The organism is Bradyrhizobium sp. WBAH42 (assembly GCF_024585265.1).
Lineage (GTDB): Bacteria > Pseudomonadota > Alphaproteobacteria > Rhizobiales > Xanthobacteraceae > Bradyrhizobium.
This window is the reverse complement of record NZ_CP036533.1, coordinates 2156050-2182638: the sequence shown is the minus strand read 5'-3', so window position 1 is coordinate 2182638 and position 26589 is coordinate 2156050. Positions and strand designations below refer to the sequence as shown.

The following is a 26589-nucleotide window of genomic DNA, read 5'->3' as shown; positions in this document are numbered from 1 at the left end:
TGGGACCTCGGATTGTGCCTGACGACAGGCTGATGTCTGTCAAACACTCGCCCCCTAAGTAGGTTCCCCAACCCCAACACAAGCTGAACGGGGTTGCGTAACGATGCCGCAAGCCCGCTCATCCACCGTTCATGTTCGCGCGCGCACGCTCGTCGCGGGCCGGCGCTGCAAGCCGTCGCGAAACCATAACAATGCGGGGCCGGCGCGACCGATGTCCGGATTCAAGACGATCGCCCTTCAGTGCCTGCTGGCCCTTGCAATCTCGTTCGCCGCATTGAGTGTGCGCAAGGCCATTGCGGCCGAGAGCGGCGCCCCCTCGACTGCCATCCACTTCACCTTCGACCGTCCGATCGATGCGAGCATGGCGCCGTTCTTCCTTGCGGCGAAGGACGGCAGGTTCGGCGCCGAGCATCTGAACGTGTCCTTCAACAGCGCGAGCGGATCGCCGGAGGCGCTCGCACGCATCGCCAAAGGCGACAGCGAGCTTGCGCTCGTCGACATCAACGAGCTGATCCGGTTTCGTGACAAGGACGATGCGCCGCCGGTCAAGGCCGTGTTCGTGCTGTTCGACCGCGCGCCTTACGCGATCGTCGCGCGCAGGAGCCGTGGTGTCCGCGTCCTGCCCGATCTCGACGGCAAGACCGTCGGCGTTGCCGACGGCGATCTATCGATGCGGCTGTGGCCGGCACTGGCGCAGCAGAACGGCATCAAGGCATCGCACGTCAAATTCCACAAGATCGGCGCCGCGGTGCGCGAACCGATCCTGTCCGCAGGACAGGTCGATGCCGTCGCCGGCTTCAGCTACCTCTCGGCGGTGAACCTGCGCGATCGCGGCGTGCCCGAAGCCGATCTCGTCGTGCTGCGCTACGCCGACTACGGCTGCGAAGCCTACGGCTTTGCCGTGGTGGCCAACACCGCCTTCGCCGCGTTGAAGCCGGATGCGGTGAAGGGCTTCGTCCGCGCCTTGATCGCGGGCATCAAAGCGACGGCCAGGGAGCCGGCGCGGGCGGCGGAGGAGGCCGCGAGCCGCATCGACGACGGCGACCGCAATCTGGAGCTGGAGCGCCTGCGCGCCGTCCTTGCCGACAACATCCTGACCGAGGAGGTCAAGCGCAACGGCGTTGGCGGCATCGATCCGGCGCGCCTGGAGCGCTCGATCGATCAGATCGCGCAGGACTTCAAATTCCGCAAACGGCCGGCTTTTCGCGACGTCTTCGACGACCAGTTCCTGCCGCCGCTGGCAGAGCGGCTGATCAACTGAGCAAAACTGCAAGCTTGCGCTGTATCTCGCGGCGGTCCCTGCTTAGAATGTGGGCTCCCTCGTCGCCGAGTCCCTCGCCCACATGTCCATTCTCCGTCTCTACACCCGCGTTCTCGAGCTGCTCGGCAAGGAGGCGCGGCTCGGCTGGGTGCTCGCGGTCGCCAACCTCCTGCTGGCGGGATCGCAGTTCGCCGAGCCGGTGCTGTTCGGCCGGATCGTCGACGTGCTCTCGGGCAAGGCCGTGGCCGGCTCGAGCTCGGCCTGGCCGTTCCTGGCCGCCTGGGTCGCGTTCGGGCTGTTCACCATCGTCTGCAGCGCGCTGGTGGCCTTGCAGGCCGACCGGCTCTCGCATCGCCAGCGCCAGGCGGTGCTGACCGATTATTTCGAGCACATCCTGCAGCTGCCGTTGACCTTCCACTCCGGCACCCATTCCGGCCGGCTGATGAAGGTCATGCTCAACGGCACGGACGCGCTGTGGCGGCTGTGGCTCGGCTTCTTCCGTGAGCATTTTGCCGCGATCCTTTCGGTCCTGGTGCTGCTGCCGCTGTCGCTCTACCTGAACTGGCGGCTGGCGATCCTCTTGTTCGTGCTCTGCATCGTCTTCACTGGCCTGACCACCTTCGTTGTGCGCAAGACCTTCGGCATGCAGATGGAGGTCGAGGAGCATTACAGCGAGCTCTCCGCGCGCGCGTCGGACGCGCTCGGCAACGTCGCGCTGGTGCAGAGCTTCGTGCGCGTCGAATCCGAGGTCAAAGGACTGCGCTCGGTCGCCGACGAGCTGCTGGCCGCGCAGATGCCGGTGCTGTCGTGGTGGGCGCTGGTCACGGTGATCACGCGCGCGTCCACCACCATCACGGTGCTGGCGATCTTCACCCTCGGCATCGCGCTGCACGACCAGGGCCTGACCTCGGTCGGCGAGATCGTGATGTTCGTGAGCTTCGCGACGCTGCTGATCCAGAAGCTCGAGCAGGTGGTGAGCTTCATCAACAGCGTGTTCATGGAGGCCCCGCGCCTGCGCGAGTTCTTCAATGTGCTCGACGCCGTGCCCGCGGTGCACGACCGGCCCGACGCAATCGATGCCGGCAGGCTGTCGGGCCTCGTCGAGTTCAACGACGTCACGTTCTCCTATGACGGCAAGCGGCCGGCGATCGAGGACCTCACCTTCACCGCGCTGCCGGGCCAGACCATCGCGCTGGTCGGCCCGACAGGGGCAGGCAAGTCGACCGCGATTGCGCTCCTGCATCGCGCCTTCGATCCGCAATCCGGCGTCATCAAGATCGACGGCATGGACGTGCGCGGCGTCACGCTGACCTCGCTGCGGCGGAACATCGGCGTGGTGTTCCAGGAAGCACTGCTGTTCAACCGCTCGATCGCGGAGAATTTGCGCGTCGGCAAGCCGGATGCGACCGAGGCCGAGATGCGCAAGGCGGCGGAGCGCGCGCAGGCGCTGGAATTCATCGAGCGCAGCGGCGGTTTCGAGACCAATGCCGGCGAGCGCGGCCGCATGCTCTCCGGCGGCGAACGGCAGCGGCTGTCGATCGCCCGCGCCCTGCTGAAGGACCCGCCGATCCTGATCCTGGACGAGGCGACCTCCGCGCTCGACGCCGTCACCGAGGTCAAGGTGAATGCCGCTCTCGACGAAGTGATGAGGGGCCGCACCACCTTCGTGATCGCCCATCGCCTCTCCACCATCCGCAACGCCACCCGGATCCTGGTGTTCGAGAATGGACGCGTGATCGAAACCGGAACTTTCGAGGAACTCGTGGCCAAAGGCGGCCATTTTGCCGAGATGGCCAAGGCCCAGTTCATGGTGCAGGAGAACGCACGGGCCAGCGTGACGGCCGCCGAGGCTGCCGCGACAGCTGCCAAATCCCCCTAGCAAGTCCCGAGAGGACCCGTCGAAATTCGGCCTACTTCGTTGCGGAATACCCGCCCGAAGCCCCTATTCTCGACGCACCAGCCGGTATAGGTTTGCGACGCCGCAAGCGGCGGCGCTGGATTTCAGAACCGACAATCAGATCACGAGAACCGACCCTCTCGGGCGCGGATCTCCAAGGACCGGAATCGGATAGTGCACGCCCTTCGCCCGCTGCTTCGCAAATCCCTGTTCAACCTGTTCGCTGCGACGCTCGCCTGTGCCGCGTTGCTCGCACCGCGCGCGGCGGACGCCGAAGCGCTCCTGCTGATCGAGGCCGACAGCGGCAAGGTGTTGCAGGCCGAAAACGCGACCATTCCGTGGTATCCGGCCTCCGTCACCAAGATCATGACAGCCTATGTGACGCTGAAGGCGGTCAAGGACGGCAGGCTGACGCTCGACACGCTGCTCACGGTGTCGCCAACCGCGGCCTCGCAATCGCCCTCGAAGATGGGGTTCCGCCCGGGAACGCAGGTCACCGTCGACAACGCGCTGAAGATGATGATGGTCAAGTCGGCGAACGACATGGCCGTGGTGCTCGCCGAAGGCGTCGGCGGCTCGGTCGACGGCTTCTCCGCGGTGATGAACGACACCGCGAGGAAGCTCGGCATGACCCAGACGAGCTACGTCAACCCGAACGGCCTGCCCGCCGAAGGCCAGGTCACCTCGGCGCGCGACCTCGGCATCTTGGCGCGCTCGTTCCTGCGCGACCTGCCGGAGTACGAGTACTTCGTGCACATCCCGGCGATCCGCTTCGGCAAGCGCGTCACCGGCAATTTCAACAAGCTGATCGGCCGCTATCCCGGCGCCGACGGGTTCAAGACCGGCTTCATCTGCGCCTCCGGCTACAACCTCGTCGCCTCGGCCACGCGCAACGGCCGCCGGCTGATCGCGGTGGTGCTCGGCGCCAATTCCGGCACGGCGCGCGCGGTGAAGGCGGCGCAGCTGTTGGAGCGCGGCTTCGCTCAGGACAACCTCACCTGGCTGCGCCCCTCGCTCGGCACCGTCGACAATCTCGTGCCGGTCGATGCCACGCCGCCGAACCTGCGCGACGAGATGTGCGGACCCAACCGCAAGCGGCCGGCCAGCGACGACGACGATGCGCTGATTGCTGCCAATGGCGGCGCGACCGGATCCGCCTCCGCCACCGGCGGCGCCGCCCAGTTCACCTTCTTCACGGCCGGCCTGCAGCCGCCGCTGATGAAGGCTTCCGAGCTGATGGCCTCGGCCCCCGCGGCCACAGAGCCCGTGCAGGTCTATACCGGCCCGACCCGCACCGGCACGGCCCTGATCGCCGCGGTCGCGGCCGATGCCGACCAGCAGGCCGCGTCCAAGCCGCGTGGCAAGAAGTCGCGCGTCGCCAAGAAGCCAGACGCCGCCGACAAGCACAAGGAGGGAAACAAGGAGGCTGGCACGAAGACCGCGGCGGTGAAGCCCGACGCCAAGCAGGCTGACGGCAAGGGCGACGGCAAGACCGCAGCCAAACCGGCCGCTGCCAAGCCGGCGGGCGCCAAGCATGCTGCTGCCAAGCCCGATGCGGCCAAACCTGCCGAGAAGCCTGCAAGCGGCGACCAGGCCTCCAAGCCAGCCAAGCCCAAGGCTGCGAAGCCGGCCGCTGCCGCGAAGCCGGCGAACAACAGTTAACGCCTTCTCGGAATTGAGCCAGCCCGCGCTTCGCACCTGCGGCAGCGCGGTTTTGCGACGATTCCAGTAGCGACACCCCGACCTTTGCCCTAAGCCACGATGGCTTGCCACCCGTTCCGGCAAGCTGGATACTGGCGGCAACGAGGCAAGCCCGAGGACAACGGGCCCTGGTCAATGAGGGGAGTCTTCCATGGAGCGCATCTGGCTCAAGCAATATCCGCCCGGCGTGCCCGCCGATATCGAGCCGACGCAATACGCATCGCTGGTCGACCTGCTGGAGGAGAGCTTCACCAAGTTCGCCGACCGCAAGGCGTTCATCTGCATGGACAAGTCGCTCAGCTATCGCGACCTCGACCAAATGTCGGTCGCGCTCGCCGCGTACTTGCAAGGCCGCGGGCTGCAGCGCGGCGCGCGTGTCGCCATCATGATGCCGAACGTGCTGCAATATCCGGTCGCAACCGCCGCCGTGCTGCGCGCCGGTTTCGCGGTGGTCAACGTCAACCCGCTCTATACCCCGCGCGAGCTCGAGCACCAGCTCAAGGATTCCGGCGCCGAAGCCATCATCGTGTTGGAGAACTTCGCTCACACCGTCGAGCAGGTGATCGCGAGAACGCAGGTGAAGCACGTCATCGTCGCCAGCATGGGCGACCTGCTCGGCTTCAAGGGCGTGATCGTCAACCTCGTCGTCCGCCGGGTCAAGAAGATGGTCCCGGCCTGGTCGCTGCCAGGCTCGGTCTCCTTCAACGACGCGCTATCCGCCGGCCGCGGCATGACGTTCAACACGCCGAAGCTGTCGCCGGGTGACGTCGCCTTCCTGCAATATACCGGCGGCACCACCGGCGTCTCCAAGGGCGCCACGCTGCTTCATCGCAACATCGTCGCGAACGTCCTGCAGAACGACGCCTGGCTGCAGCCGGCGCTCAATGCGCCGCCGCATGTCGAGCAGCTCATGATCGTCTGCGCGCTGCCGCTCTATCACATCTTCGCGCTGACGGCCTGTTATCTGCTGGCGGTGCGCGCCGGCGGCTGCAACCTGCTGATCCCGAACCCGCGCGATATCGCCGGCTTCGTCAAGGAGCTGGCGAAATACCAGGTCAACAGCTTCCCGGCCGTGAACACGCTCTACAACGGCTTGATGCACCATCCCGATTTCAAGAAGCTCGACTTCTCCAAGCTGAAGATCTCCAACGGCGGCGGCATGGCGGTGCAGCGCCCCGTGGCCGATCAATGGAAGGCGATCACCGGCTGCTTCATTGCCGAAGGCTACGGCCTGTCGGAGACCTCGCCGACGCTGACCTGCAACCCGGCGACGGCAACCGAGTTCACCGGGACGATCGGCATCCCGGTGCCCTCGACCTACATCTCGATCCGCGACGATGACGGCAACGAAGTCCCGCTCGGCCAGGCCGGCGAGATCTGCGCCAAGGGCCCGCAGGTGATGTCCGGCTACTGGAACAGGCCGGAAGAGACCGCCAAGGTGATGACCGCGGACGGCTTTTTCCGCACCGGCGACATCGGCGTGATGGACGAGAAGGGCTACACCAAGATCGTCGACCGCAAGAAGGACATGATCCTGGTCTCGGGCTTCAACGTCTATCCGAACGAGATCGAGGAAGTGATCGCGAGCCATCCGGGCGTGCTCGAATGCGCCGTGATCGGCATCCCCGATTCCAAGTCCGGGGAAGCGGTGAAGGCCTTCGTGGTGAAGAAGGACCCGAACCTCACCGCCGAAGCCGTGATCAAGTTCTGTCACGAGCAGCTCACCGGCTACAAGGTGCCCAAGCACATCGAATTCCGCAACGACCTGCCGAAGACCAATGTCGGCAAGATCCTGCGCCGGCAGCTCCGCGACGAGAAGAAGGCGGAAGCGGCTTAAAGGCACGCCTCTCGGCTCGATGGGGCGCGCCCACGCGCCCCATCGTCATTGCGAGCGTAGCGAAACAATCCAGAGTTATTTCCGCAGAGACAGTCTGGATTGCTTCGTCGCAAGAGCTCCTCGCAATGACGAGAAAATTGCGACCGTCGCCTCATCACAGCGCGGTGAAGCCGTTTCCCTCCGGCGGTAAAATGCTCTAGAACAGCCCCCGGCCCATTTCCATGGAGAAACGACGATGGCGATCCAGATTGGCGACAAGCTGCCCGAGGCGAAATTCCGCGTGATGACGGCGGAAGGCCCGCAGGTGAAGACCACCGACGACGTCTTCAAGGGCAAGAAGGTGGCGCTGTTCGCGGTGCCCGGCGCCTATACCGGCACCTGCCACAAGATGCATCTGCCGAGCATCTTCCTCAACGCCTATGCCATGAAGGACAAGGGCGTCGACACCATCGCCATCGTCTCGGTCAACGACGCCTTCGTCATGAACGCCTGGAAGCGCGACACCGACCAGCGCGACGAGGCGATCTTCCTCGCCGACGGCAATGCCGACTTCACCAAGGCGATCGGCATGGAGCTGGACGCCTCCGCCAACGGCCTCGGCATCCGCTCCAAGCGCTATTCGATGCTGATTGAGGACGGCGTGGTCAAGAAGCTGAACCTCGAGGCGATGCCCGGCAAAGTCGAGGTGTCGGGCGGAGATACGTTGCTCGGGCAGCTGTGAGACTCTGGTCATTCCGGGGCGCGCGCAGCGCCAGCCCGGAATCCATCTTACGTCACAACGCGTAGAGGAATGGATTCCGGGCTCGCCCTCCGGGCGCCCCGGAATGACACCTACTTCCTCACCCGCTGCTGCAACCGCGCCACGGCGATGCCGTCGCGCGCGAGCTGATCGGCGCGCTCGTTCTCGGGGTGGCCAGCGTGGCCCTTGACCCAATGCCAGCGGACTTCGTGCTGCTTCAGCGCGGCGTCGAGGCGTTGCCATAGCTCGACGTTCTTCACCGGCTTCTTGTCGGCGGTACGCCAGCCGTTGCGCTTCCAGCCGAAGATCCAGCCGGTGATGCCCTGCCGGACATACTGGCTGTCGGTATAGAGATCGACCGTGCACGGCCTCTTCAACGCTTCGAGCGCCGAGATCGCCGCCATCAATTCCATCTGGTTGTTGGTGGTGTGCGGCTGGCCGCCGTTCAGCTCCTTCTCCTTGTCGCCGAACTTCAGGATCGCGCCCCAGCCGCCCGGCCCGGGATTTCCCGAGCAGGCGCCGTCGGTATAGATCGTGACATTGGGAAGCTCGCTCACGCCACCAGCCCCGACGGCGTCAACCCGTAGTCGCGCACGCTCGTCACACTCTGGTGGAAGCGCAGCTTGCGAACATATTCCAGCGGGTCCTTCGGCTTGACCAGCGCGCCCGGCGGCACGTTGAGCCAGTCGACCAGCCGCGTCAGCAGGAAGCGGATGGCGGCGCCGCGCGCCAACAGCGGCAGCGCGGCCTCTTCGGCTTCGCTCAGCTGGCGCACGCGGCCATAGGCGTTGAGGAAGGCGCGCGCCTTTGTGACGTTGAAGGAATGATCAGGCTCGAAGCACCAGGCGTTGAGGCAGATCGCGACGTCATAGGCCAGCATGTCGTAGCAGGCGAAGGTGAAATCGATGATCCCCGAGAGCTTGTCGCCGAGGAAGAAGACGTTGTCGTTGAAGAGGTCGGCATGGATCACGCCTTCGGGCAGGTTGCTCGGCCAGATCCCGCTCGAGAGATGGTCGAGCTCGGCGGCGAGGAAGGCGCGCAGCCCCGGCTGCACCTCGTCGGCCCGGTTCGAAGCCGCATCGAACAGCGGCCGCCAGCCGGCGACCGAGAGTGCGTTGGCGCGCCGAACCGCGAAATTGGCGCCGGCCAGATGCATCCGGGCCAGCCCCTCGCCGACCCCGGCGCAATGGGTCGCGTTCGGCTTGCGCGGCCAGACGCCTTCGAGAAAGGTGATGATCGCGGCGGGCCGGCCTGCGAGCTCGCGCAACGCCTCGCCGTCGCGTCCCCGCACGGGCAGCGGACAATTGACGCCGTGCTCGGCGAGGTGCGTCATCAGTCCGAGGAAGAACGGCAGATCGTTCTTCGCCACGCGCTTTTCGTAGAGCGTGAGGATGAACGAGCCTTTGCTCGTGTGCAGCAGGAAGTTGGAGTTTTCGACGCCCTCGGCGATGCCCTTGTAGGAGAGCAATTCGCCGAGATCGTATTGCTTCAGGAAATCCGCAAGCTCGTCGGCGGCGACGTCGGTGTAGACCGCCATAAAGGTCTACTCGGCGGCAGCTTCGGGGCGCACCTGACGCGGCAGCGGGAAGAACTCATTCTCCTCCGCGGCCGAGACCGTCTCCACGTGCAGCGTGTAGCGCTCGGCGAAGGCGTCCATGATCTCCTCGACGATCACCTCCGGCGCCGACGCGCCCGCCGTGATGCCGAGACTCTTGATGTTGCCGAACCTGCCCCAGTCGAGGTCGGCGGCGCGCTGCGCCAGCACCGCGATCTTGCAGCCCTCGCGCTCGGCAACCTCGCGCAGGCGCTGCGAGTTCGACGAATTGGGGGCACCGACGACGATGAGCGCGTCCACCACCGGCGCCACCTTCTTCACCGCGAGCTGGCGGTTAGTGGTGGCGTAGCAGATGTCTTCCTTGTGCGGCCCGTTGATGTTCGGGAAGCGCTCCTTGAGCAGCGCGACGATCTCCGCGGTGTCGTCGATCGACAGCGTGGTCTGGGTCACGAAGGCGAGGTTGTTGGGATCCTTCGGCGTGATGGTCTTGGCATCCTCGGCGGTCTCGATCAGGGTCACGGCGCCGGGCGGCAGCTGGCCGAGCGTGCCGACCACCTCGGGATGGTGGGAATGGCCGATCAGGAAGATCTCGCGGCCGCGCTTGAAGTGGATCGCGGCCTCGCGATGCACCTTGGTCACGAGCGGGCAGGTCGCATCCAGCGAGAACAGGTTGCGGGACTGGGCGTCGGCCGGAACCGACTTCGGCACGCCGTGGGCCGAGAACACCACCGGGGCGGTGGTGTTTTCGGGGATTTCGGCGAGCTCCTCGACGAAGATGGCGCCCTTCTTCTTCAACCCATCGACGACGTACTTGTTGTGCACAATCTCGTGGCGAACATAGACGGGGGCACCGTACTTATCGAGCGCCCGTTCCACGGTGTCGATCGCCCGGACCACCCCGGCACAAAAGCCGCGGGGAGAACAAAGCACGATCTTGAGGTCTGGTTTGGCTGACATTGAGCGATCTCGGGACCGAATCACCCGTTTCGCCTTCTGGCGGGGGCGGTCGATGGATGGGAATTAGGCTTAAAACTGTCGGCTTGAACCCTACAGCGGTTCAAAGGGAATTGGGCCCCCTTTCGGGCGGTGTCAAGGCACTATCTATAGCAGAACCATTGCATGGCTACCCCCTCCGGGCTTATATAGCGCGAATTCCCTGTCATCGCTGATGACCACCGGTTTCGCCTCCAGAGGGGTGGGCGAAGCACAAAGGAGATTTGCCATGAGCAACGCACCTCTGATGCCCAAGGCGACCGCCGTTTGGCTGCTCGACAACACCGCGCTGACCTTCGATCAGGTCGCCGATTTCACCAAGATGCATCCCCTCGAGGTGCGCGCCATCGCCGACGGCGACGCCGCCCAGGGCATCAAGGGCATGGATCCCCTCTCCAACGGCCAGCTGACCCGCGAGGAGATCGAGAAGGGCGAGAAGAACCCGGACTACCGGCTCCGCCTCCAGGAGAGCAAGGTGGTGCTGCCGCCCCAGCCCAAGCGCAAGGGCCCGCGTTACACCCCGGTCTCGCGCCGCCATGAGCGCCCGAGCGCCATCCTCTGGCTGCTGCGCAACCATCCGGAGCTCAAGGACGCCCAGATCATGCGCCTGGTCGGCACCACCAAGAGCACGATCGCCAGCGTGCGCGACCGTACCCACTGGAACACCTCGTCGCTGACCCCGATCGACCCGGTCACCCTCGGCCTGTGCTCGCAGATCGAGCTCGATTTCGAGGTGCAGCGCGCGGCGAAGGAAAAGCCGATCGACGCAGCCTATGGCGGCGCCACCCTGCTGCCGGCGTCCGAGACCACCAAGAAAGACGAGTTCGAGCCTGCCGAGCGATCGAGCGACGACCTCAACGTCGACGCCGTGTTCGCCAAGCTGAAGACGCTCGGCGGAAAGAAGCAGGACCAAGAGGAGGAGTAGCCCCCTCCTCGACGATCGAACGCACGAAAAACGCGGCAAGGAAACCTGCCGCGTTTTTTTTGCGTGTGAGAGCGCGAGCGTCGAGACGGACGCCGCAAACGCCTCAGAACTTGTACGTCACGCCGGCGCCGACCAGCCAGGGATCGATATGCGCTGTGCCGGTGACCGGCAGGCCGGAGACGGTCGCGCTGTAGTTCGGGCGCAGCCAGAGCTTCTTGACGTCGACGTTGAGACCCCAGTGCCGGTCGATCATGTAGTCGAAGCCGAACTGGACGGCACCGCCCCAGGCATTGCTGACGTGCAGGTTCGTTGCGGTGGCGACGATCGCGGGCGGTCCGACGATGGCCGCCGGCACGTTGGCGGCGGAATTGTTGAAGAACACGGTGTAGTTCACGCCCGCGCCGACATACGGCTTGAACGCGCCGAACTGGTCGAAGTGATATTGCAGCGTCAGCGTCGGCGGCAGCAGCGTGGTCTTGCCGATCGGCAGGTTCGCGAGCGAGCCGGTGCCGCTGATCGAATGTCTGGTCACGCCCAGGATCAGCTCGGCCGCGATGTTCTTGGTGAAGAAATAGCTGATGTCGAGCTCGGGGACGACCTGGTCGCTGATCGACAGACCTGAATTCGGCGACGACAGCGAAGGCACGCCCGCGACATTGACGGTGCTCCCGCCCGCATCCGGCAACACGCCGAGCACCCGCAGGCGCACCATCCACGGATTGAACGCCTCCACCGGCGGCGGCGCCTTCTTGTAGGCCGGCAGATCTGCGGCCTGCACTGATGCAAGCGTGCCCACGAGCAGCGCGCCGAGTGTCGCGATCCGCGCCAAGTTTCTTATCGTTCCATCCATAGCAATCCCCTTCAACCATGTCCGCGCATCGTTGCGCGACATCAGCGTCAGAGCAGAAAGAGGACGGTGAAGGATTTGATGCCGATCAAACCAGGACCATCGCGACGCGATTTGACCCCGGCGTTGCAGATGTGTCACGGAAGGCGCGAATCCGAAGCGGGCGGCAACGTAGTGCCGCAGCTCACATCATGGGCGCACGGGGTTGTTCAACATGTACTCGCCGAGATCGCGCTGGCGGCGATCGGCGCGCGCGGTGGCGGCGTTGCGCTGGACGTCGCGGTCCTTGCGGCAGGCCACGTATTCCGGCGAGCCTTGCGCATAGCCTCGGCTCTGGCACACCGCGTCGTCATCATCGCCGCCCATCGCCACCGGATTCTGGTAGCGCGCCGAGCAGGCGGAGAGAGCGATGGCGAGAGCTAAGGCGGTCAGCAGGCGTGGCGCGGCGGCAAGTGGCATCGAGGGTCCCTTGTTGACCGCCCCTGTTTAGCGCGGAATGAGGAGATTGTAAGTCCCCGGGCGCCGTTCCACGCTCGCTGTCATTCCCCGCGCAGGCGGGGAATCCAGTACGCCGCGGCGGTCATTGGCTCACACAATCGCCGCGGGGTACTGGATCACCCGCTTCCGCGGGTGATGACAGTTGAGTTGGGGACGACCTCGCGCCTCGCCCGTATGACCGCAGAACTTCCTCACACCCTTCCCTTCAGCGCCTCGCCGATCTCGTCGAGCGCCTTGGGATCCTCGATCGTCGCCGGCATGGTCCAGGATTCGCCGTCGGCGATCTTCTTGATGGTGCCGCGCAGGATCTTTCCGGAGCGCGTCTTGGGCAGGCGGCCGACGGTGATGGCGAGCTTGAACGCGGCGACCGGGCCGAGCTTGTCGCGCACCAGCGCGATGATCTCCTTCTCGATCTCGGCGGGCGGGCGCTTCACGCCCGCCTTCAGCACCAGGAAGCCGCACGGCACCTCGCCCTTGATTGCGTCCTTGACGCCGAGCACGGCGCATTCGGCGACATCGGGATGCGAGGCCAGGATCTCCTCCATGCCGCCGGTGGAGAGACGATGGCCGGCGACGTTGATGATGTCGTCGGTGCGGCCCATCACGAAGACATAGCCGTCCTCGTCCTTGTAGCCGGCGTCGGAGGTTTTGTAATAGCCGGGGAATTCGCTCAAGTAGGCTTCCTTGAAGCGCGCGTCCTGATTCCACAGCGTGGGCAGGCAGCCCGGCGGCATCGGCAGCTTGATGACGATCGAGCCCATGGTGTTGGGGCCGACCGGCTTTGCCGCTTCATCGACGACATCGACCTGGTAGCCCGGCATCGGCACCGTCGGCGAGCCGTGCTTCACCGGCAGCATGCCGAGGCCGACCGGATTGCCGGCGATGCACCAGCCGGTCTCGGTCTGCCACCAATGGTCGATCACCGGCACCTTCAGCTGCTGCTCCGCCCATTCCACGGTCGGCGGATCGGCACGCTCGCCGGCGAGGAACAGGGTGCGGAATTTCGAGAGATCGTACTGCCGAATGAATTTCCCTTCCGGGTCGTCCTTGCGGATGGCGCGGAAGGCCGTCGGAGCGGTGAAGAAGGCGACCGCCTTGTGCTCGGAGATCACGCGCCAGAACGCGCCGGCGTCGGGCGTGCCGACCGGCTTGCCCTCGTACATGATCGTGGTCGCGCCGTGCAGCAGCGGGCCGTAGACGATGTAGCTGTGGCCGACCACCCAGCCGATGTCGGAGCCGCACCACCAGACCTCGCCCGGCTTGACGCCATAGAGGTTGAACATCGACCATTTCACCGCGACGAGATGCCCGCCATTGTCGCGCACGACGCCCTTCGGCACGCCGGTCGTGCCCGACGTGTAGAGGATGTAGAGCGGGTCGGTCGCGGCGACGGGCACGCAAGCCGCGCGCTTGCCGTCGTTCAGCGCCTTGCGGCGCAGGCTGGCCCAGTCGTAATCGCGGCTCGGCGTCATCTCGCAGGTGAGCTGCGGGCGTTGCAATACGATGCAGGCCTTCGGCTTGCTGCCGGCAAGCCTGATCGCCTCGTCGAGCAGCGGCTTGTACTGCACGATGCGGCCGGGCTCGATGCCGCAGCTGGCGGACAGGATCAGCTTGGGCTGCGCATCGTCGATGCGGGTGGCAAGCTCCTTTGCGGCAAAGCCGCCGAACACCACCGAGTGCACCGCACCGAGCCGCGCGCAGGCGAGCATCGCGACCACCGCCTCCGGCACCATCGGCATATAGAGGATGACGCGGTCGCCCTTGGCGACGCCGAAATCCTGCATGATTGCGGCGAGCGCCTGGACCTCGTTCAGCAGTTCGGCATAGGTGAGCTTGGTGACCGAACCCGTCAGCGGCGAATCATGGATCAGCGCGACCTGGTCGGCACGTCCGCGTTCGACGTGGCGGTCGAGGGCGTTGTAGCAGGTGTTGACGACGCCTCCGGCAAACCAGCGGCCGTAGGTTCCTTGCGAGGGATCGAAGATCTGTTTCGCCGGCTCGATCCAGTCGATGTCCTTGGCTGCCTCGGCCCAGAACCCTTCCGGATCCGCCAGCGAACGCGCGTGGACCTCGTGATAGCTGCTTTTGCCCTGGACGTTCATGCCCGCGCTCCCGTTCCCTTTGTTCGCCTGGCCCTGACCTGACGACAGGACGAGCGTCCCGCCATGACCAGGATCAATTGCCGGCCTTGTTTGACGGGTATTTTCCCGGGAACGGGCCGCGGTTCAAGCCGAAAAGAACGCGTCTTCTCCCTGTCCCCGTTCTTGCAGGGCAAGGGCGAAGAACGGGCTTTCAGCTCTCCATCGCGTTCAGCCGCTGCAAGCGGTCCTGCATGATCTTCTTCAGATCGTAGCCGGGGCGGCGGAAGCTTGCATTGCGCGTGGTGAGGAACTCGCGCTGGGTCTTGCGCAGGTCGCTGGCGGAACGTCCCTTGGAGGCCCTCAGCACGCGTTCATAGGTCTCGGCAATCTGGCGATCGAGCACGCCGAGCTGAGCATCGGCGCAGATCACCTTCTCGACCTCGCGCTTGGCAGTGGCGCAATCGAAGGACGGGCCGTTGCCCGCTTCTGCATTCAGGGCACGCGGGGGCTCGGCGCCGAACTTCGCGATCTCGGCGATCATGACCCGGCGGCCGTTCGCCGCATTCTCGTTGCCCGGGTCCAGCTTCAGCGCCGTCTCATAATCGGCCAGCGCCTTCTTCCGCTCGCCCATCTTCTTGTAGAGCACGGCGCGGTTGTTGTAGGTCTTCGCGAAATTCGGATCGAGCTTGAGCGCAGCCTCGTAGTCGCTCAGCGCCGCCCCGAGCTCGCCCTTGAACTGGTAGGAATCGCCGCGGTTGGTCAGGAAATTGGCGCGCTGCTCCCGTCGTATCGCCTGGTCGTAATCGGCGATCGCCTTGTCGTACTCGCCCATCGCAGCATAAGTCAGGCCGCGATTGTCGTAATATTCCGGCACCTTCGGGTCGAGCCTGATCGCCTCGCCGTCGTCGGCGACCGCCTTGTCGAGCTGGCCGAGCTTCTTGTAGGCCGCGCCGCGATTGGTGTAGGTGCGCGCGCGGTTTGGATCGAGCCGCAGCGCCTCGTCGAAATTCCTGATCGCCTTCTCGTTGTCGCCGCCGAGATAATAGGCCACGCCGCGGTCGGACCAGGCTTGCGCATCGTCCGGCTTCAGCTTGATCGCCTGGTCGTAATCGGCGAGCGCGCGGTCGAGCCGGCGCTGATTGGTGTAGACGACGCCGCGCAGCTCGTAAGCTTCGGCATCCCGAGGGTCGAGCTCGATCGCCTTGGTCAGATCCGCCGCGGCGCGGTTGAGATCGCCGCCGGCCTCGCGCAGGAGGTCGCCGCGCACGCGCCAGGCCTTCGCGTTCTTGCCGTCGAGCGCGATGGCGCGGTCCAGATCCCGCAGCGCCTGGGACTGGCCGCCGGAGGTCCGTGCATTGGCGTCGGCGCGCGCAACGAGCGCCGCGCTGCGTTCGGCGGCCGGATTGGCGGTCTGGTCGATGATGGCGCTGCATGCCGGGATCAGCTCGGCCGGGTCAGCCTTGCTCCCCAGCACGCACTCGGTGCTCGCCGCGGCGGGGGCCGCGAGAGCGAAACTGATTGCCGCGCCGAGGAATAGGGCGCGAAGCGAGATCTTGGCAGGCGAAAGCGCTTGCGCGGAGGCGTGAGTGCCGCACATGACATAGGGCTCCGTGACGTCGGGTTCTCACCGTTGTCGCAGCTGGCAAGGGATGGGTTCAAACCGGGCCTGGCAGGACGGCCAGTGCCTGCTCTCCCTCGCCCCGCACGCGGGGAGAGGCGAAGGACTCAATACCCATCCACCCCGTTCAGCCGCTGCAAGCGCTCCTGCATCGCCTTCTTCAGGTCGTACCCCGGGCGGCCGAAATCGGCGTTGCGGCGCGCGATGAACGCGTCCTGCTCACGTTGGAGCGCTTTGGCCTCGGCCGCATTGCGCGCTTCACGGATCGCACGGGCATTGGAGGCAAAGACCTCGCGATCGAGATCGGCGAGCTCGCGATTGCCGCAGATCGCCCTTTCCACCGCCAGACGCGCTCGCGCGCAATTGAAGCTGGGCTTGCCCGCGACCGCCATCTGCGCGCCGATCCGCTCGATCTCGCGCGCCATCGCCTTGTGATTGGCCTTGGCCTTCTCGTGGTTCGGATCGATCCTGAGCGCTGCGCCGAAATCCTGCACCGCCTTCGGCTTGTCGCCCTTCTTCAGCCAAAGCTCGCCACGCGCGTTCAAGATGTCCGCAAGGCCGGGGTCGAGCAGAAGAGCGCGGCTGTCGTCGGCGATGGCGCGGTCGACCTGATCGTGCCGCGCATGGAGCGCGCCGCGCGCGATCAGCGCCTTGATCAGGTCGCCCTTCACCGTCTTCTCGTTGTCGATCACGGCGTCGCAGGCCGTGGCCGCCTTGTCCATGTCGTCGGCTGCGGCCGCCGCGAGGCAGGGCGCGACATCGACCGGCGTCACGGCCACCGGCTCGCCGCCGGTCGCGGCATCGGCCGGGGCGAGCGAGAGCGCATAGAGCAGCCCGGCGCCGAACAGGTGGATGAGAAAACGCATGCTCGTTGCGGTCGAAACCTTGCCGTCCATCCTCTTAAGATGTTGTCTTGAAGAGGTCTTGCCTTGAAGCCGTACTATCCATCATACGGCAAGATTAGTGCTAGCTTGTGGCACCGCTCAGATCGGCTTCGGGGATCATCGTGTCGACATTCGAATGGATCATCGCGCTGCTGCTCGGCGCCGTTGGCTTATCGGCGCTGGCGCGGCGGATCAAGGTGCCCTACCCGACCTTTCTCGCCATCGGCGGCGCGCTGATCGCCTTTGTGCCCTCGAGCCCGTCCTGGGCGCTGGAGCCGGACCTGGCCTTGGCGCTTTTTGTCGCACCGGTCCTACTCGATGCCGCTTTCGACACGTCGTTGCGCGACCTTCGCAACAACTGGGTTCCGGTCTCGACTCTGGTCGTCGCCGCGGTCGGCTTGACCACGGCGGGCGTCGCCTATGTCGCGCATCGGCTGATGCCCGACATGCCCTGGGCCGCCGCGGTCGCGCTCGGCGCCATCGTGGCGCCGCCGGATGCGGCCGCTGCGGTCGCGATCCTGAGCCAGGTCAAGTTGCCCCATCGCATGGTCAAAGTGCTGGAAGGCGAAAGCCTGCTCAACGACGCCAGCGCGCTGCTGATCTATCGCATCGCCGTCGGCGCGGTCGCCACAGAGCATCTGACCTGGAGCCAGGTCGCGCCGACCATGGCGCTGGCGCTGGTTGGCAGCGTCATCGCGGGTCTGGCCGCAGGCCGCATCATTCCGCTGTTCATGGAGCGGGTGACGGAGGCGCCGAGCGCCATCATCGTGCAGTTCGCCACCACTTTCCTGGTGTGGATCGCCGCCGAGCATCTCGGCCTCTCCGGCATCCTCACGATCGTGGTCTATGCCATCACGGTCGCACGGACCGCGCCGGCACGCATCCCGGCGCGGCTGCGGGTACCGTCCTATGCCGTGTGGGACACGACCGTGTTCGTGCTCAACGTGCTCGCCTTCATGCTGATCGGCATGCAGATGCGGCCGATCTGGACGCGGCTGGACGCGGACGTGCGCTGGGAATATTGCGTAGCCGCCGCCTGGATCCTGTTGACGGTGATCCTGGTGCGCCTGTTCTGGGTGACGTTCTATCGCACAAGTCTCCGGGTGCTGATCGCGCAGGGACTCTATCGCCCTAAAGATCCGAAGCAGATGGCCTCGCCCAAGGGCGGGCTCATCATCTCCTGGTGCGGCATGCGCGGTCTCGTCACGCTCGCCACCGCCTTTGCCCTGCCGGAAAACTTTCCCTATCGCGACTTCATTGTCTTCATCGCCTTTGCGGTGGTGCTGGGCTCGCTGGTGATCCAGGGCCTGACGCTGCGGCCGCTGATCCTCGCTTTCAACCTCAAGGACGACGATCCCGTTGGTATCGAGGTCGCCCGCGGCCGCGCGGTCGCCTATCGCGCCGCGCTCGATGCGATCGAGAGCGATCCGTCGGAGGAGGCGGAAATCCTGCGGCTCGAATATCGCGCCATCCTGATGCAGACCGAGACCGATCCGAACGGCGGCATCAGCAACGGCGAACTTCCCGCCGATCCCCTCCGCCGCCGCGCCATCGAGGCCGCGCGCAAGGCGATCTTCGATCTGCGCGCCACCGAGGTGATCGGCGACGATGCGTTTCACCGGCTCGAGGAGGAGCTCGATCGCGCAGAATTGAGCGCGGGCGGATGAGGCAGCTCCGCGACACAAACTCGGGGTCGTCCCGGACGAGCGAGCCCTAGGGGCGCGCAGATCCGGGGCGACGGCGAGTTTGGTGCGTTCAGCAACGTGCGCCTCGTCACACACAGCGTCCCGGAGTTTGAACCGGACCCCGCTTTCCCAGACTCACTCCTGATGACGACCTTGATCGACGATCGTCGTGTACGCGCGCGTGATGCGTCGCCCGCACGATACTTTTATTTCCACATGGCGCTGGCCTGCGCCGCCACCGCCTTTCTCGGCTTCGCACCGACCTATTGGGTGCCGCTTGCTCACCGGACATTCTCCGCAAGCCCGGTGATTCATTTTCATGGACTCTTGTTCTTCACCTGGTCGCTGTATTTCGTGCTCCAGACCTGGCTCGCGGCCTCCGGCCGCGTGGTCAACCACCGCTCGCTCGGCATTGCCGGCGTGTCGCTCGCGACCGCGATGACGATTTTCGGTTTCCTCGCCTCGGTCCACGTGATGCAGCATTCCGCCGCGCTCGGGCAGAAGGACGCCGGCATCGCCTTCTCGATCGTGCCGATGAGCGGAATCGCGTTCTTCGCCGTGGTGTTCGTGCTGGCGATCATGAATACGCGCAGGCCCGAGGTTCACAAGCGCCTGATGCTGCTCGCGGCGGTCTCGATCCTCGACGCCGCGATCGCGCGCTGGTTCCTGACCTTCCTCGCGCCTCCCGGACCGCCCGGCCCGCCGCCGGTGCCCGTGACGATCGCGCCGGCTGTCGTCGCCTCCCTTCTGCTCGTCGTCGCCATGGTGCGCGACTGGCGCACCGAAGGGCGCGTGCATCCGGTCTACATCACCGGCACGCTCGCGCTTTTGGCGGTGAAGGTGCTGAACTGGCCGGTCAGCGAAACGGCGGCGTGGCATTCGTTCGCCGGCGGCATCCTGGCGCTGGCGCGGTAGCTCTCGGCGTCGTCCCGGACAAGTGGAGCGCCAATCCGGGACGGCGACGAAGACTGAAAGCTACGCCCCCGCCTTGCACGTGATCCCGCCGTCGACCACGAGCTCGATGCCCGTCACGTATTTCGACTCGTCCGACGCCAAAAACAGCGCGGCGTTGGCGACGTCCCATGCATCGCCCATGTGGCCCATCGGCACCTGCGCGTCGCGCGCGCGCCACATCGCTTCGACATCGCCCTTGGCGTAGCTGGCGGCGAGGCCGGCGGAGTGCTCGACCATCGGCGTCTTCATCAGGCCGGGCAGGATCGCGTTGACGCGCACATGATGACGCGCGAACTCGATCGCCGTGGTGCGCGTCATCTGGTTCATCGCCGCTTTCGAGGTGCCGTAGGTAACGTAGGAGATGCCCATGTGGCGGATCGAGGCGATCGAGGAGATGTTGATGATCGAGCCGCCGCCCTGCTTCACCATGATCGGGATGACGTGCTTCATGGCGAGATAGGCGCTCTTGAGGTTGACGCTGAAGACGCGGTCCCAGCTGTCCTCGCTCACCTCGACCACGCTGCCCATCTCGGCGATGCCGACATTGTTGTCGAGCACGTCGATGCGGCCATAGGCCTTCAGGCACGCCGCGACCATCGCCTCGATCTCACTGGCGCGCGACACGTCGGCCGTGAATGCCGTCGCCTTGCCGCCTTCGCCCGTGATGATCTTCGCGGTCTCCTCGGCCGCGGCAGCATTGCGATCGACGCAAAACACCTGCGCGCCCTCGCGCGCAAAGGTCACCGCGGTCGCCTTGCCGTTGCCCCAGCCGGGTCCGATCGAGCCGGCCCCCACCACCATCGCAACCTTGCCCTTGAGCCGATCCATCGTGATCTCCCTTATTTCTCTTGTTGTTCGCAGATGCTCATTTTGGTCACGTTAGCACCAACGGGATGCCCGACAATCTCCGACAACGTCCGGCACTTCCCGCCATGGCACAGTCGCCATTCCCCGGCCGCGCCGGAATTGCCGAGCACCACCTCCGGCATCGGCGCCCGGTGCGGTCGCCATTGAAACCAGCCATCGACCAGCCGCGCCTCGGGCGGCGGCTCCATGCCGGGGCCGGTGCCCTTGACGCGGGCCTGCACCAGTTCGAGGCCGGCGGGCGTGAGGCGCCAGTCTTCCTGCCATTCGACCTTCGCGATCGAATGCGTCCAGACAAGCGTGAACGCGGACAGGGCGAGCGCCTTCACGCCGCCAACTGTCGCAAGACAGAGACTCACACCGCCTCGACCGTTGCCGGCGGACGCTGCCGCCATTGCCACAGCACGAGCGCGGCGGCGAGCACGAAGCCGGCGGTGTCGCTGAACGGGAATTCGCCGAGCAGACAGAGTGCGCCGCCGAGCGCGACCACGCGCTCGATCAGCGTCAGCCGCTTGAACAGGAAGCCGATCGCGACCATGCCGAACAGGCCGATCGCCACCAGCGCCTTCAAGCTCGCCAGCGCCACCGCGCCGTAGAAGCCGAGCTTGGCCGCCATGGGATCGCCGGCCTGCAGCATCAAGGCCGGCGAATAGACGAAGATGAAGGGAATGACGTAGCCGGCGAGCGCGATGCGCATCGCCTCCCAGCCGATCTTGTCCGGGTTCTCCTTGGCGATCGGCGCGGCCGCAAGCGCGGCGAGCGCCACCGGCGGCGAGAGGTCGGCCATGATGCCGTAGTAGAATGCGAACATGTGGCTCGCGATCAAGGGCACGCCGAGCTTGGCCAGCGCAGGCGCTGCAAGCGCCGCGGTGATGATGTAGGTCGGGATGGTCGGGATGCCGGTACCGAGCAGGATCGACAGCAACATGGTCATGACCAGCGCCAGGAACAGGCTCTTCTCGCCGAGACCGATCACCCAGCCGCCGAAGATGGTGCCGACGCCGGTCTGCGACATCATGCCGATGATGACGCCGACGATGGCGCAGGCCATGCCGACGGTGATGGCGGATTTCGCGCTCTCGGCGAGCGCATCGCGGCAGGCGCGCAACGCCGCAAAGCCGCCGCGCACGAAGGCCGTGATCACGATCAGCCCGACCACGACGGTAGCGACCGGCACGATCTGGAGGCCGTCGCGCGACAGTGCCGCGACGACGAGCGCGAGCCCGACCCAGAAGATGGTGCGGATCACGTTCGAGGAGGCGCCCGTCGTGATGGCGGTGCCGAGGATCAGCGTCACGGTCAGCGCAAGGCCCATGCTGCCGGCGTAGAGCGGCGTAAAACCCTCGAACAGCATGTAGACCAGCGCCGCGAGCGGCAGCACGAGGTACCAGCGCGTCACCAGCGCCTTCCAGGCGCTCGGGATCTCCGAACGCTTCATGCCGACGAGGCCGTGCTTGCCGGCTTCCAGATGCACCATCCAGAACGCGGAGGCGAAATAGAGGATCGCAGGGATAGCGGCCGCTTTCACGATCTCCGAATATTGCACGCCGAGCGTCTCGGCCATGATGAAGGCAACCGCACCCATCACCGGCGGCATGATCTGTCCACCCATCGAGGCCGTAGCCTCGACGCCGGCGGCGAAGGCGCGGCGGTAGCCGAACTTGATCATCAAGGGGATCGTGAACTGGCCGACGGTGACGACGTTGGCGACGCCCGAGCCGGAGATGGTGCCCATCATGCCCGAGGCGAACACCGCGACCTTGGCAGGTCCGCCGCGGGTGCGGCCGAACAGGCCGAGCGAGACATCGGTGAACAGCTGGATCATGCCGGCGCGCTCCAGGAACGAGCCGAACAGGATGAACAGGAAGATGTAGGTCGCCGAGACGTAGACCGGCACGCCGTAGAAGCCTTCGGTGCCGAACGACAGATGCGTGACGATCTGGTCGAAATCATAGCCGCGATGGTTCAGCGGCGACGGCAGGTACTGCCCGAAAAACCAATAGAGGAGACACGCGCCGCACATCAGCGGCAGCGCCGCGCCCATCAGTCGCCTCGTGCCCTCGAAGATCAGCACCGCGAGCAGCGTGCCGACGGCGAGATCGAGCCTGGTCGGATCGCCGTCGCGCGCGACCAGGTCGGCATAGAAGATCCATTGGTAGAGACCGCAGAAGAAGCCGGCGCCGCCGATCACCCAGCCGAGCGCACGGCCGAAATCGCTCTTCGCAGTGAAGTTGGCGATCAGGCCGAAGGTGAGCAGGAGCAGGAAGCCGACATGGACGCCGCGTACCACCTGGCTCGGCAGATAGTTGAACGCGGCGACATAGAGCTGGAAGGTCGCGAACGCGATGCCGATCCAGTAGGCGAGCTGGCCCCACCAGCCCGGGCCGAACCCTTCCGGAAAACCGTGCTCGAAATTGTCGAACTCGACCTTGATAGGGCCCTCGGTGGCCTCTGCCTGCGACATCGATATTCCCCGCGCCCTGATGGAGGTCGTTATAGCAAAGGCCCGTCCCCGCACACGTCATGGCCGGGCTTGTCCCGGCCATCCACGGTTACGCTGCCTCTAAGAACGTGGATGCCCGGGACAGCCCGGGCATGACGATACGGAGAGAGCCGATCCTACTTGATCAGCCCCTTTTCCTTGTAATAGCGGATCGCGCCAGGGTGCAGTGGAACCGGGCTGCCGGTGGCTGCCGTCTCGAGCTTGATTTCCTTGCCGGCCGCATGCGCATTCTGCAATTCCGGCAGGGACTCGTAGATCAGTTTTGTCATTTGATAGGCGAGATCGTCCGACACCGCGGAACTCGTGACGAGATAATTGATCACGGCCGCGGTCGGCACGTCCTTGTCCTGGCCGGTGTAGGTGTTGGCCGGAATGATCGCAGAAACGAAGGGCGGGCCGATCTTGTCGACCGTCTCCTTCGGCACCGACACCACGGTGATCGGGCTCGAGGTCGAGAGGTCTTTCAGCGAGGCGACGCCGAGCCCGGCCGATTGCAGCGTGGCGTTGAGCTGCCGGTTCTTCATGAGATCGACCGATTCGGCAAAGGGCAGATATTCGACCTTGCCGAGATCCTTGTAGCTCATGCCGGCAGCAGCCAGGATCGCGCGCGAGTTCAGCTCGGTGCCCGACTTCGGCGCGCCGACCGACAGGCTCTTGCCCTTGAGGTCGGCCAGCGTCTTGATGCCGGATTCAGCGGTCGCAACGATCTGGATGTAGTTCGGATAGATCGCGCCGATCGTGCGCAGCTTGTCGAGCTTGGTCTTGAAGCCCGCCTCCTCCTCGCCGTTCCATGCGGCCTTCAGCGAATCGCCCAGCGTGAACGCCAATTCGCCGCGGCCCTGCTGCAACAGGATCAGGTTCTCGACCGACGCCTTGGTGGCTTGCACCTGCGTCTTCACGTTGGGAATCTTGTCGCCGTAGATCTTTCCGATCGCGACCCCGAGCGGGTAATAGACGCCCGAGGTGCCGCCGGTCAGCACGTTGACGAAGGATTGCGCCTGCGCGCAAGGTGCCGACGCCGCCAGAGCAAGAGCCGCGGCCGCGCCGAAAATGGTCCGTTTCATGGTTGTTGTTCTCCCCAAACCGGCGGCGAAATTGGCCGGATGAGGGATGCGGGTCAACCCATCCAAAAGGCAAAACAGGACTGCGGCAAAGGGCCGTTCCCGCTGATTTTTTTGGAACCCGACGGTGCGGTGAGGTGGCGCACTTCAGCTCTCCCGCTTGCGGGAGAGGTCGCGCCGAAGGCCCGGGTGAGGGCTATCTCCTCTAGGGGAGGGTCCCATTGCGGAGACACCCTCTCCCCAGCCCTCCCCCGCAAGCGGGGAGGGAGCGCACCTTCTACGAGGCGATGGTCGAGCACACCCTCAGCAGCAATGCTACTGGAACGTCATGTCCAGGCATTTGGAGATGTCGGAGCCGAGGCCGGTGGAGATGATGATGCAGCCGCGCACCTTCTGCGCGCCGACGTCGGCCGCCCAGACCGAATAGCCGCCGGGGCCGAAGAACGAATTGGTGTTCGGCGGCTCGGTCTCGGTGGCGTCGAAATCATACTTGCCGTCGGTCTCGAAAATGCGCGGCTTCCTGGTGCAGCCGCCGTCGGTCTGGACGTTGATGACTTCCTTGTTGTCGCGGGTCAGCGCCAAGGAGACCTGGCAGCGGAAATATTCCGACGTCTTGGTGTTGAAGAGATAGGTGTAGGACTTGCAGGTCGCCGTGTTCAGCTTGCCCGGGGCAAGGCCGCGGCTGCACGAAATCCGCTGGTTGTGGCTGAGCTGGTAGTCATCGGCTTGGGCGGCCGGCGCCAGCGCGGTAAGCAGCACCGCGGCAGCCGAGCAGGCTTTAACGACAAGGTTCATTCGAATCACCCCCACCAATATTTTTGTCGAGTTGCGTTCTAGACGGAAAGCGGAACATAGTCGCGAGGGGACGAAGGGAAAATCACAAACTGCTGGGCAAGACGTGATGCGCTGCGGCGCTTTCGCAAATTGACCGGGACGCATCGTTCGTGATTTGTTCAAGCCTGGAATGTCCCGACCTTGGGAGGATGGGATGACGGCATTTTCAATCAAGACATTTGCAATCGCAGCCGCGCTCGGCGCATTGGCTGGGCCCGCATTGGCGCAAACCGCAGCGATGCCCTGGGAGCTCAAGCCCGACACCGGCTACGCCTATGACAAGGACGGCAAGACCTATTCCTATAAAATGGGTACCAGCAATGCCGGCGAGCTCTTGAAGGGCGCCAAGAAGGTGCCCAGGGGCACGCTGTTCTTCCTCGGCCACAACGGCCAGCTCTACATGCGCAGCGGCCCGTATCTGGAGGGTGACGGCAAGTTCAAGTTCGGGCCGGATCAGTAAACTAAGTGCCGTAGGGTGGGCAAAGGCGCGCTAGCGCCGTGCCCACCACCTCTCAGCACACTCTGGTCGAAGGCCGTGGGCACGCTTCGCTTTGCCCACCCTACGCAGCTTCGCCGGGATGACACCGAGCCCTAAAACGCCCCTGCCAGCTCCCTTGCGCCGGCTTTGCTGCTGTTGAAGTCCATGCGCTCGTCCGTCACGGCCAGCAGCTTCGCCACCGTGTTGTGGCGGATCGCGACCGGGTTGCGCTCGTAGCCGCCACGCTGGAAGAAATTCGAGGTCGGCACCTGCTCGCGCATCGCCTGCGGCATCGTCACCATGTCGAGGCCGGTGCCGTCGCCGGTGAGGTTCATCATCTCGAGCTCGGCCGCCGACAGCGGGCGGGTGAAGCCCTTGGCGCGGGCGAACAGCACGGATGTCAGCAGCTTGTGGGTCTGCAGCATCGGGCCGATGTCGATGTCCAGCACCATGGCATGCATGGCCCAGCCCTGCGTCGTGTTGCCGATCTTCTCGTGCTCCGACCAGGTGTCGGGCACCGACTTCGCATGCGCCACCATCTTCTTGAGCACGGCGAGCTTGTGCTCGAGCGCCTGGCGGGCCGGCCCCGAGCTCCGCGCCACCTTCTCGGACAGCGCGCGAATGAATTCATGGCCCTGCTCGGCGAGCAGCTCCACACTGTTGGTGGTGAGCAGCTGGTTGTAGCCCATCGCGGTCGAGATCGCGCGCTTGCCGCCATGCTCGATGCCCGCCTGCACGTCGTAACTGCCGGTGCCGCCGGTCTCGAACGAATAGACCCGCACCGCCTGCTCGCGCGTCAACCCGGAGGCCAGCGCGTAGCGCGCATAGGCGCGCTTGAACTCGAGCTCGCTGGAGGGGCGCTGCGGCGTGAACTGGTAGTGCTCCTGCGCCGCGCGCAGCAGATCGGCGACCACGGGGATGGGCTTCTTGGGCGGCCGGTCCGGGGTTTCCTCCGGCTCCGGGTTCACCGGCTTCTTCGGCCCGGTATAGAGCGGCGGATGCTCCAGAACGTAATCATCGAGCGTGATCTGCTGCCCGCTGCGCCGCTTGGCGTTCCGCGTCTTCCGCTTCTCGGAGATCTGGCTCCAGTAAGCGCCGGCCTCGGCATCGAAGGCCGCGCGCGCAGCCTGATATTCCGCGAACTTGCGGCGATATTCGAGCACGGCGGGCGAGGCCCCCGCGCCTTGCGCGAAAAACTGCGACAGCAGCTGGGCGTTGGCATTGCGAACGGCGGGCGGCAGCGCGTCGGCCTCGGCGCCGCGCGCTGCGGGCGAGATCAGGACGAGCGCGAGCGGAACCAGCGCCAATTTGTTTCGAATCGAATGATGCATGCTGCCTTCTTAGCAGGCATCCGGTAACCGTCACGTTAACGCG

23 protein-coding genes are annotated in these 26589 nt (G+C 65.3%); 9 read left to right on the top strand and 14 right to left on the bottom strand.

From position 1 onward, the window contains the following. The first annotated feature begins 211 nt into the window (after positions 1–211). The 5 genes from DCG74_RS10265 (at position 212) to DCG74_RS10245 (ending at position 7417) form a co-directional block, all read left to right on the top strand. Positions 212–1261 (top strand): ABC transporter substrate-binding protein, encoded by a 1050-nt coding sequence (locus DCG74_RS10265; protein ID WP_172785102.1) that lies wholly within the window; start codon positions 212–214, stop codon positions 1259–1261. Positions 1262–1343: 82 nt separating this feature from the next. Next, positions 1344–3140, top strand: a complete 1797-nt coding sequence (locus DCG74_RS10260) for a glucan ABC transporter ATP-binding protein/ permease (protein WP_172785103.1) — start codon at positions 1344–1346, stop codon at positions 3138–3140. A gap of 192 nt (positions 3141–3332) precedes the next feature. Then, a complete protein-coding gene (locus DCG74_RS10255; protein ID WP_172785104.1) occupies positions 3333–4820 on the top strand; it encodes a D-alanyl-D-alanine carboxypeptidase family protein in 1488 nt (495 codons plus the stop codon). Between the two features lie 190 nt (positions 4821–5010). After that, positions 5011–6696, top strand: coding sequence for a long-chain fatty acid--CoA ligase (locus DCG74_RS10250; protein WP_172785105.1), 1686 nt, complete (start codon positions 5011–5013; stop codon positions 6694–6696). 235 nt (positions 6697–6931) lie between these two features. Next, positions 6932–7417, top strand: a complete 486-nt coding sequence (locus tag DCG74_RS10245; RefSeq protein ID WP_172785106.1) for a peroxiredoxin — start codon at positions 6932–6934, stop codon at positions 7415–7417. Between the two features lie 110 nt (positions 7418–7527). Here DCG74_RS10245 and rnhA read toward each other — a convergent pair whose 3' ends face one another. Genes rnhA through ispH form a run of 3 tightly spaced genes read right to left on the bottom strand, consistent with a single transcriptional unit; the run spans position 7528 to position 9947 of the window. Further along, a complete protein-coding gene (rnhA, locus tag DCG74_RS10240) occupies positions 7528–7992 on the bottom strand; it encodes a ribonuclease HI (protein WP_172785107.1) in 465 nt (154 codons plus the stop codon). Continuing rightward, positions 7989–8972: a homoserine kinase gene (locus DCG74_RS10235; protein WP_172785108.1), complete on the bottom strand. Its 984-nt coding sequence runs from the start codon at positions 8970–8972 to the stop codon at positions 7989–7991. Before DCG74_RS10235 ends, rnhA begins: the two co-directional genes overlap by 4 nt. A gap of 6 nt (positions 8973–8978) precedes the next feature. Next, positions 8979–9947 carry a 4-hydroxy-3-methylbut-2-enyl diphosphate reductase gene (gene ispH / locus DCG74_RS10230; RefSeq protein WP_172785109.1) on the bottom strand — a complete coding sequence of 323 codons (969 nt, stop codon included), beginning with the start codon at positions 9945–9947 and terminating at the stop codon, positions 8979–8981. A gap of 265 nt (positions 9948–10212) precedes the next feature. Between ispH and DCG74_RS10225 the strand changes: the two genes are divergently transcribed. Beyond that, complete coding sequence (locus DCG74_RS10225) at positions 10213–10908, top strand: DUF1013 domain-containing protein (protein ID WP_172785110.1); 696 nt, start codon at positions 10213–10215, stop codon at positions 10906–10908. A gap of 103 nt (positions 10909–11011) precedes the next feature. On the opposite strand, the gene DCG74_RS10220 is transcribed toward DCG74_RS10225, so the two are convergent. From DCG74_RS10220 to DCG74_RS10200, 5 genes are all read right to left on the bottom strand, one after another. Beyond that, the gene (locus tag DCG74_RS10220) at positions 11012–11758 is read right to left on the bottom strand and encodes an OmpW family protein (RefSeq protein ID WP_172785111.1); all 747 of its coding nucleotides are present in this window, start codon (positions 11756–11758) and stop codon (positions 11012–11014) included. A 186-nt stretch (positions 11759–11944) separates the two neighbouring features. Continuing rightward, the gene (locus DCG74_RS10215) at positions 11945–12214 is read right to left on the bottom strand and encodes a hypothetical protein (RefSeq protein ID WP_172785112.1); all 270 of its coding nucleotides are present in this window, start codon (positions 12212–12214) and stop codon (positions 11945–11947) included. Positions 12215–12444: 230 nt separating this feature from the next. Next, entirely contained in the window at positions 12445–14355 is a 1911-nt protein-coding gene (locus DCG74_RS10210) for a propionyl-CoA synthetase (protein WP_172785113.1), read from the bottom strand. 190 nt (positions 14356–14545) lie between these two features. Beyond that, positions 14546–15931 carry a tetratricopeptide repeat protein gene (locus DCG74_RS10205; protein WP_172785114.1) on the bottom strand — a complete coding sequence of 462 codons (1386 nt, stop codon included), beginning with the start codon at positions 15929–15931 and terminating at the stop codon, positions 14546–14548. Positions 15932–16059: 128 nt separating this feature from the next. Then, on the bottom strand, positions 16060–16818 hold the full coding sequence (locus DCG74_RS10200; RefSeq protein WP_172785115.1) for a tetratricopeptide repeat protein: 759 nt from the start codon (positions 16816–16818) through the stop codon (positions 16060–16062). Positions 16819–16925: 107 nt separating this feature from the next. Here DCG74_RS10200 and DCG74_RS10195 point away from each other — a divergent pair, with 107 nt between their 5' ends. Together DCG74_RS10195 and DCG74_RS10190 are read left to right on the top strand one after the other, a co-directional pair. After that, a complete protein-coding gene (locus tag DCG74_RS10195; protein WP_172785116.1) occupies positions 16926–18503 on the top strand; it encodes a sodium:proton antiporter in 1578 nt (525 codons plus the stop codon). Positions 18504–18665: 162 nt separating this feature from the next. Continuing rightward, positions 18666–19436, top strand: coding sequence for a hypothetical protein (locus tag DCG74_RS10190; RefSeq protein WP_172785117.1), 771 nt, complete (start codon positions 18666–18668; stop codon positions 19434–19436). A 60-nt stretch (positions 19437–19496) separates the two neighbouring features. Here DCG74_RS10190 and DCG74_RS10185 read toward each other — a convergent pair whose 3' ends face one another. The 5 genes from DCG74_RS10185 to DCG74_RS10165 all read right to left on the bottom strand — a co-directional run bounded on the left by DCG74_RS10185 (position 19497) and on the right by DCG74_RS10165 (position 24698). After that, complete coding sequence (locus DCG74_RS10185; protein WP_172785118.1) at positions 19497–20303, bottom strand: SDR family NAD(P)-dependent oxidoreductase; 807 nt, start codon at positions 20301–20303, stop codon at positions 19497–19499. Between the two features lie 11 nt (positions 20304–20314). Further along, the gene (locus DCG74_RS10180) at positions 20315–20734 is read right to left on the bottom strand and encodes a DUF1850 domain-containing protein (protein WP_172785119.1); all 420 of its coding nucleotides are present in this window, start codon (positions 20732–20734) and stop codon (positions 20315–20317) included. Further along, entirely contained in the window at positions 20695–22803 is a 2109-nt protein-coding gene (locus tag DCG74_RS10175; protein WP_172785120.1) for a TRAP transporter permease, read from the bottom strand. Before DCG74_RS10175 ends, DCG74_RS10180 begins: the two co-directional genes overlap by 40 nt. A gap of 155 nt (positions 22804–22958) precedes the next feature. After that, the gene (locus DCG74_RS10170) at positions 22959–23906 is read right to left on the bottom strand and encodes a TAXI family TRAP transporter solute-binding subunit (RefSeq protein ID WP_172785121.1); all 948 of its coding nucleotides are present in this window, start codon (positions 23904–23906) and stop codon (positions 22959–22961) included. A gap of 312 nt (positions 23907–24218) precedes the next feature. Beyond that, positions 24219–24698 (bottom strand): hypothetical protein, encoded by a 480-nt coding sequence (locus DCG74_RS10165; protein ID WP_172785122.1) that lies wholly within the window; start codon positions 24696–24698, stop codon positions 24219–24221. 193 nt (positions 24699–24891) lie between these two features. On the opposite strand from DCG74_RS10165, the gene DCG74_RS10160 reads away from it, so the two are divergent. Continuing rightward, a complete protein-coding gene (locus tag DCG74_RS10160; RefSeq protein WP_172785123.1) occupies positions 24892–25197 on the top strand; it encodes a hypothetical protein in 306 nt (101 codons plus the stop codon). 131 nt (positions 25198–25328) lie between these two features. On the opposite strand, the gene DCG74_RS10155 is transcribed toward DCG74_RS10160, so the two are convergent. After that, on the bottom strand, positions 25329–26546 hold the full coding sequence (locus DCG74_RS10155) for a hypothetical protein (protein ID WP_172785124.1): 1218 nt from the start codon (positions 26544–26546) through the stop codon (positions 25329–25331). Positions 26547–26589: the final 43 nt, after the last annotated feature.

Bases quoted from the DNA above. Each gene is read 5' to 3' on its own strand.
- DCG74_RS10250 (WP_172785105.1), top strand. From the start codon at position 5,011: ATGGAGCGCATCTGGCTCAAGCAATATCCGCCCGGCGTGCCCGCCGAT.
- DCG74_RS10215 (WP_172785112.1), bottom strand. From the start codon at position 12,214: ATGCCACTTGCCGCCGCGCCACGCCTGCTGACCGCCTTAGCTCTCGCC.
- ispH (WP_172785109.1), bottom strand. From the start codon at position 9,947: ATGTCAGCCAAACCAGACCTCAAGATCGTGCTTTGTTCTCCCCGCGGC.
- DCG74_RS10205 (WP_172785114.1), bottom strand. From the start codon at position 15,931: ATGTGCGGCACTCACGCCTCCGCGCAAGCGCTTTCGCCTGCCAAGATC.
- DCG74_RS10220 (WP_172785111.1), bottom strand. From the start codon at position 11,758: ATGGATGGAACGATAAGAAACTTGGCGCGGATCGCGACACTCGGCGCG.
- DCG74_RS10155 (WP_172785124.1), bottom strand. From the start codon at position 26,546: ATGCATCATTCGATTCGAAACAAATTGGCGCTGGTTCCGCTCGCGCTC.
- DCG74_RS10265 (WP_172785102.1), top strand. From the start codon at position 212: ATGTCCGGATTCAAGACGATCGCCCTTCAGTGCCTGCTGGCCCTTGCA.
- DCG74_RS10225 (WP_172785110.1), top strand. From the start codon at position 10,213: ATGAGCAACGCACCTCTGATGCCCAAGGCGACCGCCGTTTGGCTGCTC.
- DCG74_RS10170 (WP_172785121.1), bottom strand. From the start codon at position 23,906: ATGAAACGGACCATTTTCGGCGCGGCCGCGGCTCTTGCTCTGGCGGCG.
- DCG74_RS10245 (WP_172785106.1), top strand. From the start codon at position 6,932: ATGGCGATCCAGATTGGCGACAAGCTGCCCGAGGCGAAATTCCGCGTG.
- DCG74_RS10260 (WP_172785103.1), top strand. From the start codon at position 1,344: ATGTCCATTCTCCGTCTCTACACCCGCGTTCTCGAGCTGCTCGGCAAG.
- DCG74_RS10235 (WP_172785108.1), bottom strand. From the start codon at position 8,972: ATGGCGGTCTACACCGACGTCGCCGCCGACGAGCTTGCGGATTTCCTG.
- DCG74_RS10160 (WP_172785123.1), top strand. From the start codon at position 24,892: ATGACGGCATTTTCAATCAAGACATTTGCAATCGCAGCCGCGCTCGGC.
- DCG74_RS10210 (WP_172785113.1), bottom strand. From the start codon at position 14,355: ATGAACGTCCAGGGCAAAAGCAGCTATCACGAGGTCCACGCGCGTTCG.
- DCG74_RS10200 (WP_172785115.1), bottom strand. From the start codon at position 16,818: ATGCGTTTTCTCATCCACCTGTTCGGCGCCGGGCTGCTCTATGCGCTC.
- DCG74_RS10185 (WP_172785118.1), bottom strand. From the start codon at position 20,303: ATGGATCGGCTCAAGGGCAAGGTTGCGATGGTGGTGGGGGCCGGCTCG.
- DCG74_RS10190 (WP_172785117.1), top strand. From the start codon at position 18,666: ATGACGACCTTGATCGACGATCGTCGTGTACGCGCGCGTGATGCGTCG.
- DCG74_RS10175 (WP_172785120.1), bottom strand. From the start codon at position 22,803: ATGTCGCAGGCAGAGGCCACCGAGGGCCCTATCAAGGTCGAGTTCGAC.
- DCG74_RS10180 (WP_172785119.1), bottom strand. From the start codon at position 20,734: ATGGCGGCAGCGTCCGCCGGCAACGGTCGAGGCGGTGTGAGTCTCTGT.
- DCG74_RS10165 (WP_172785122.1), bottom strand. From the start codon at position 24,698: ATGAACCTTGTCGTTAAAGCCTGCTCGGCTGCCGCGGTGCTGCTTACC.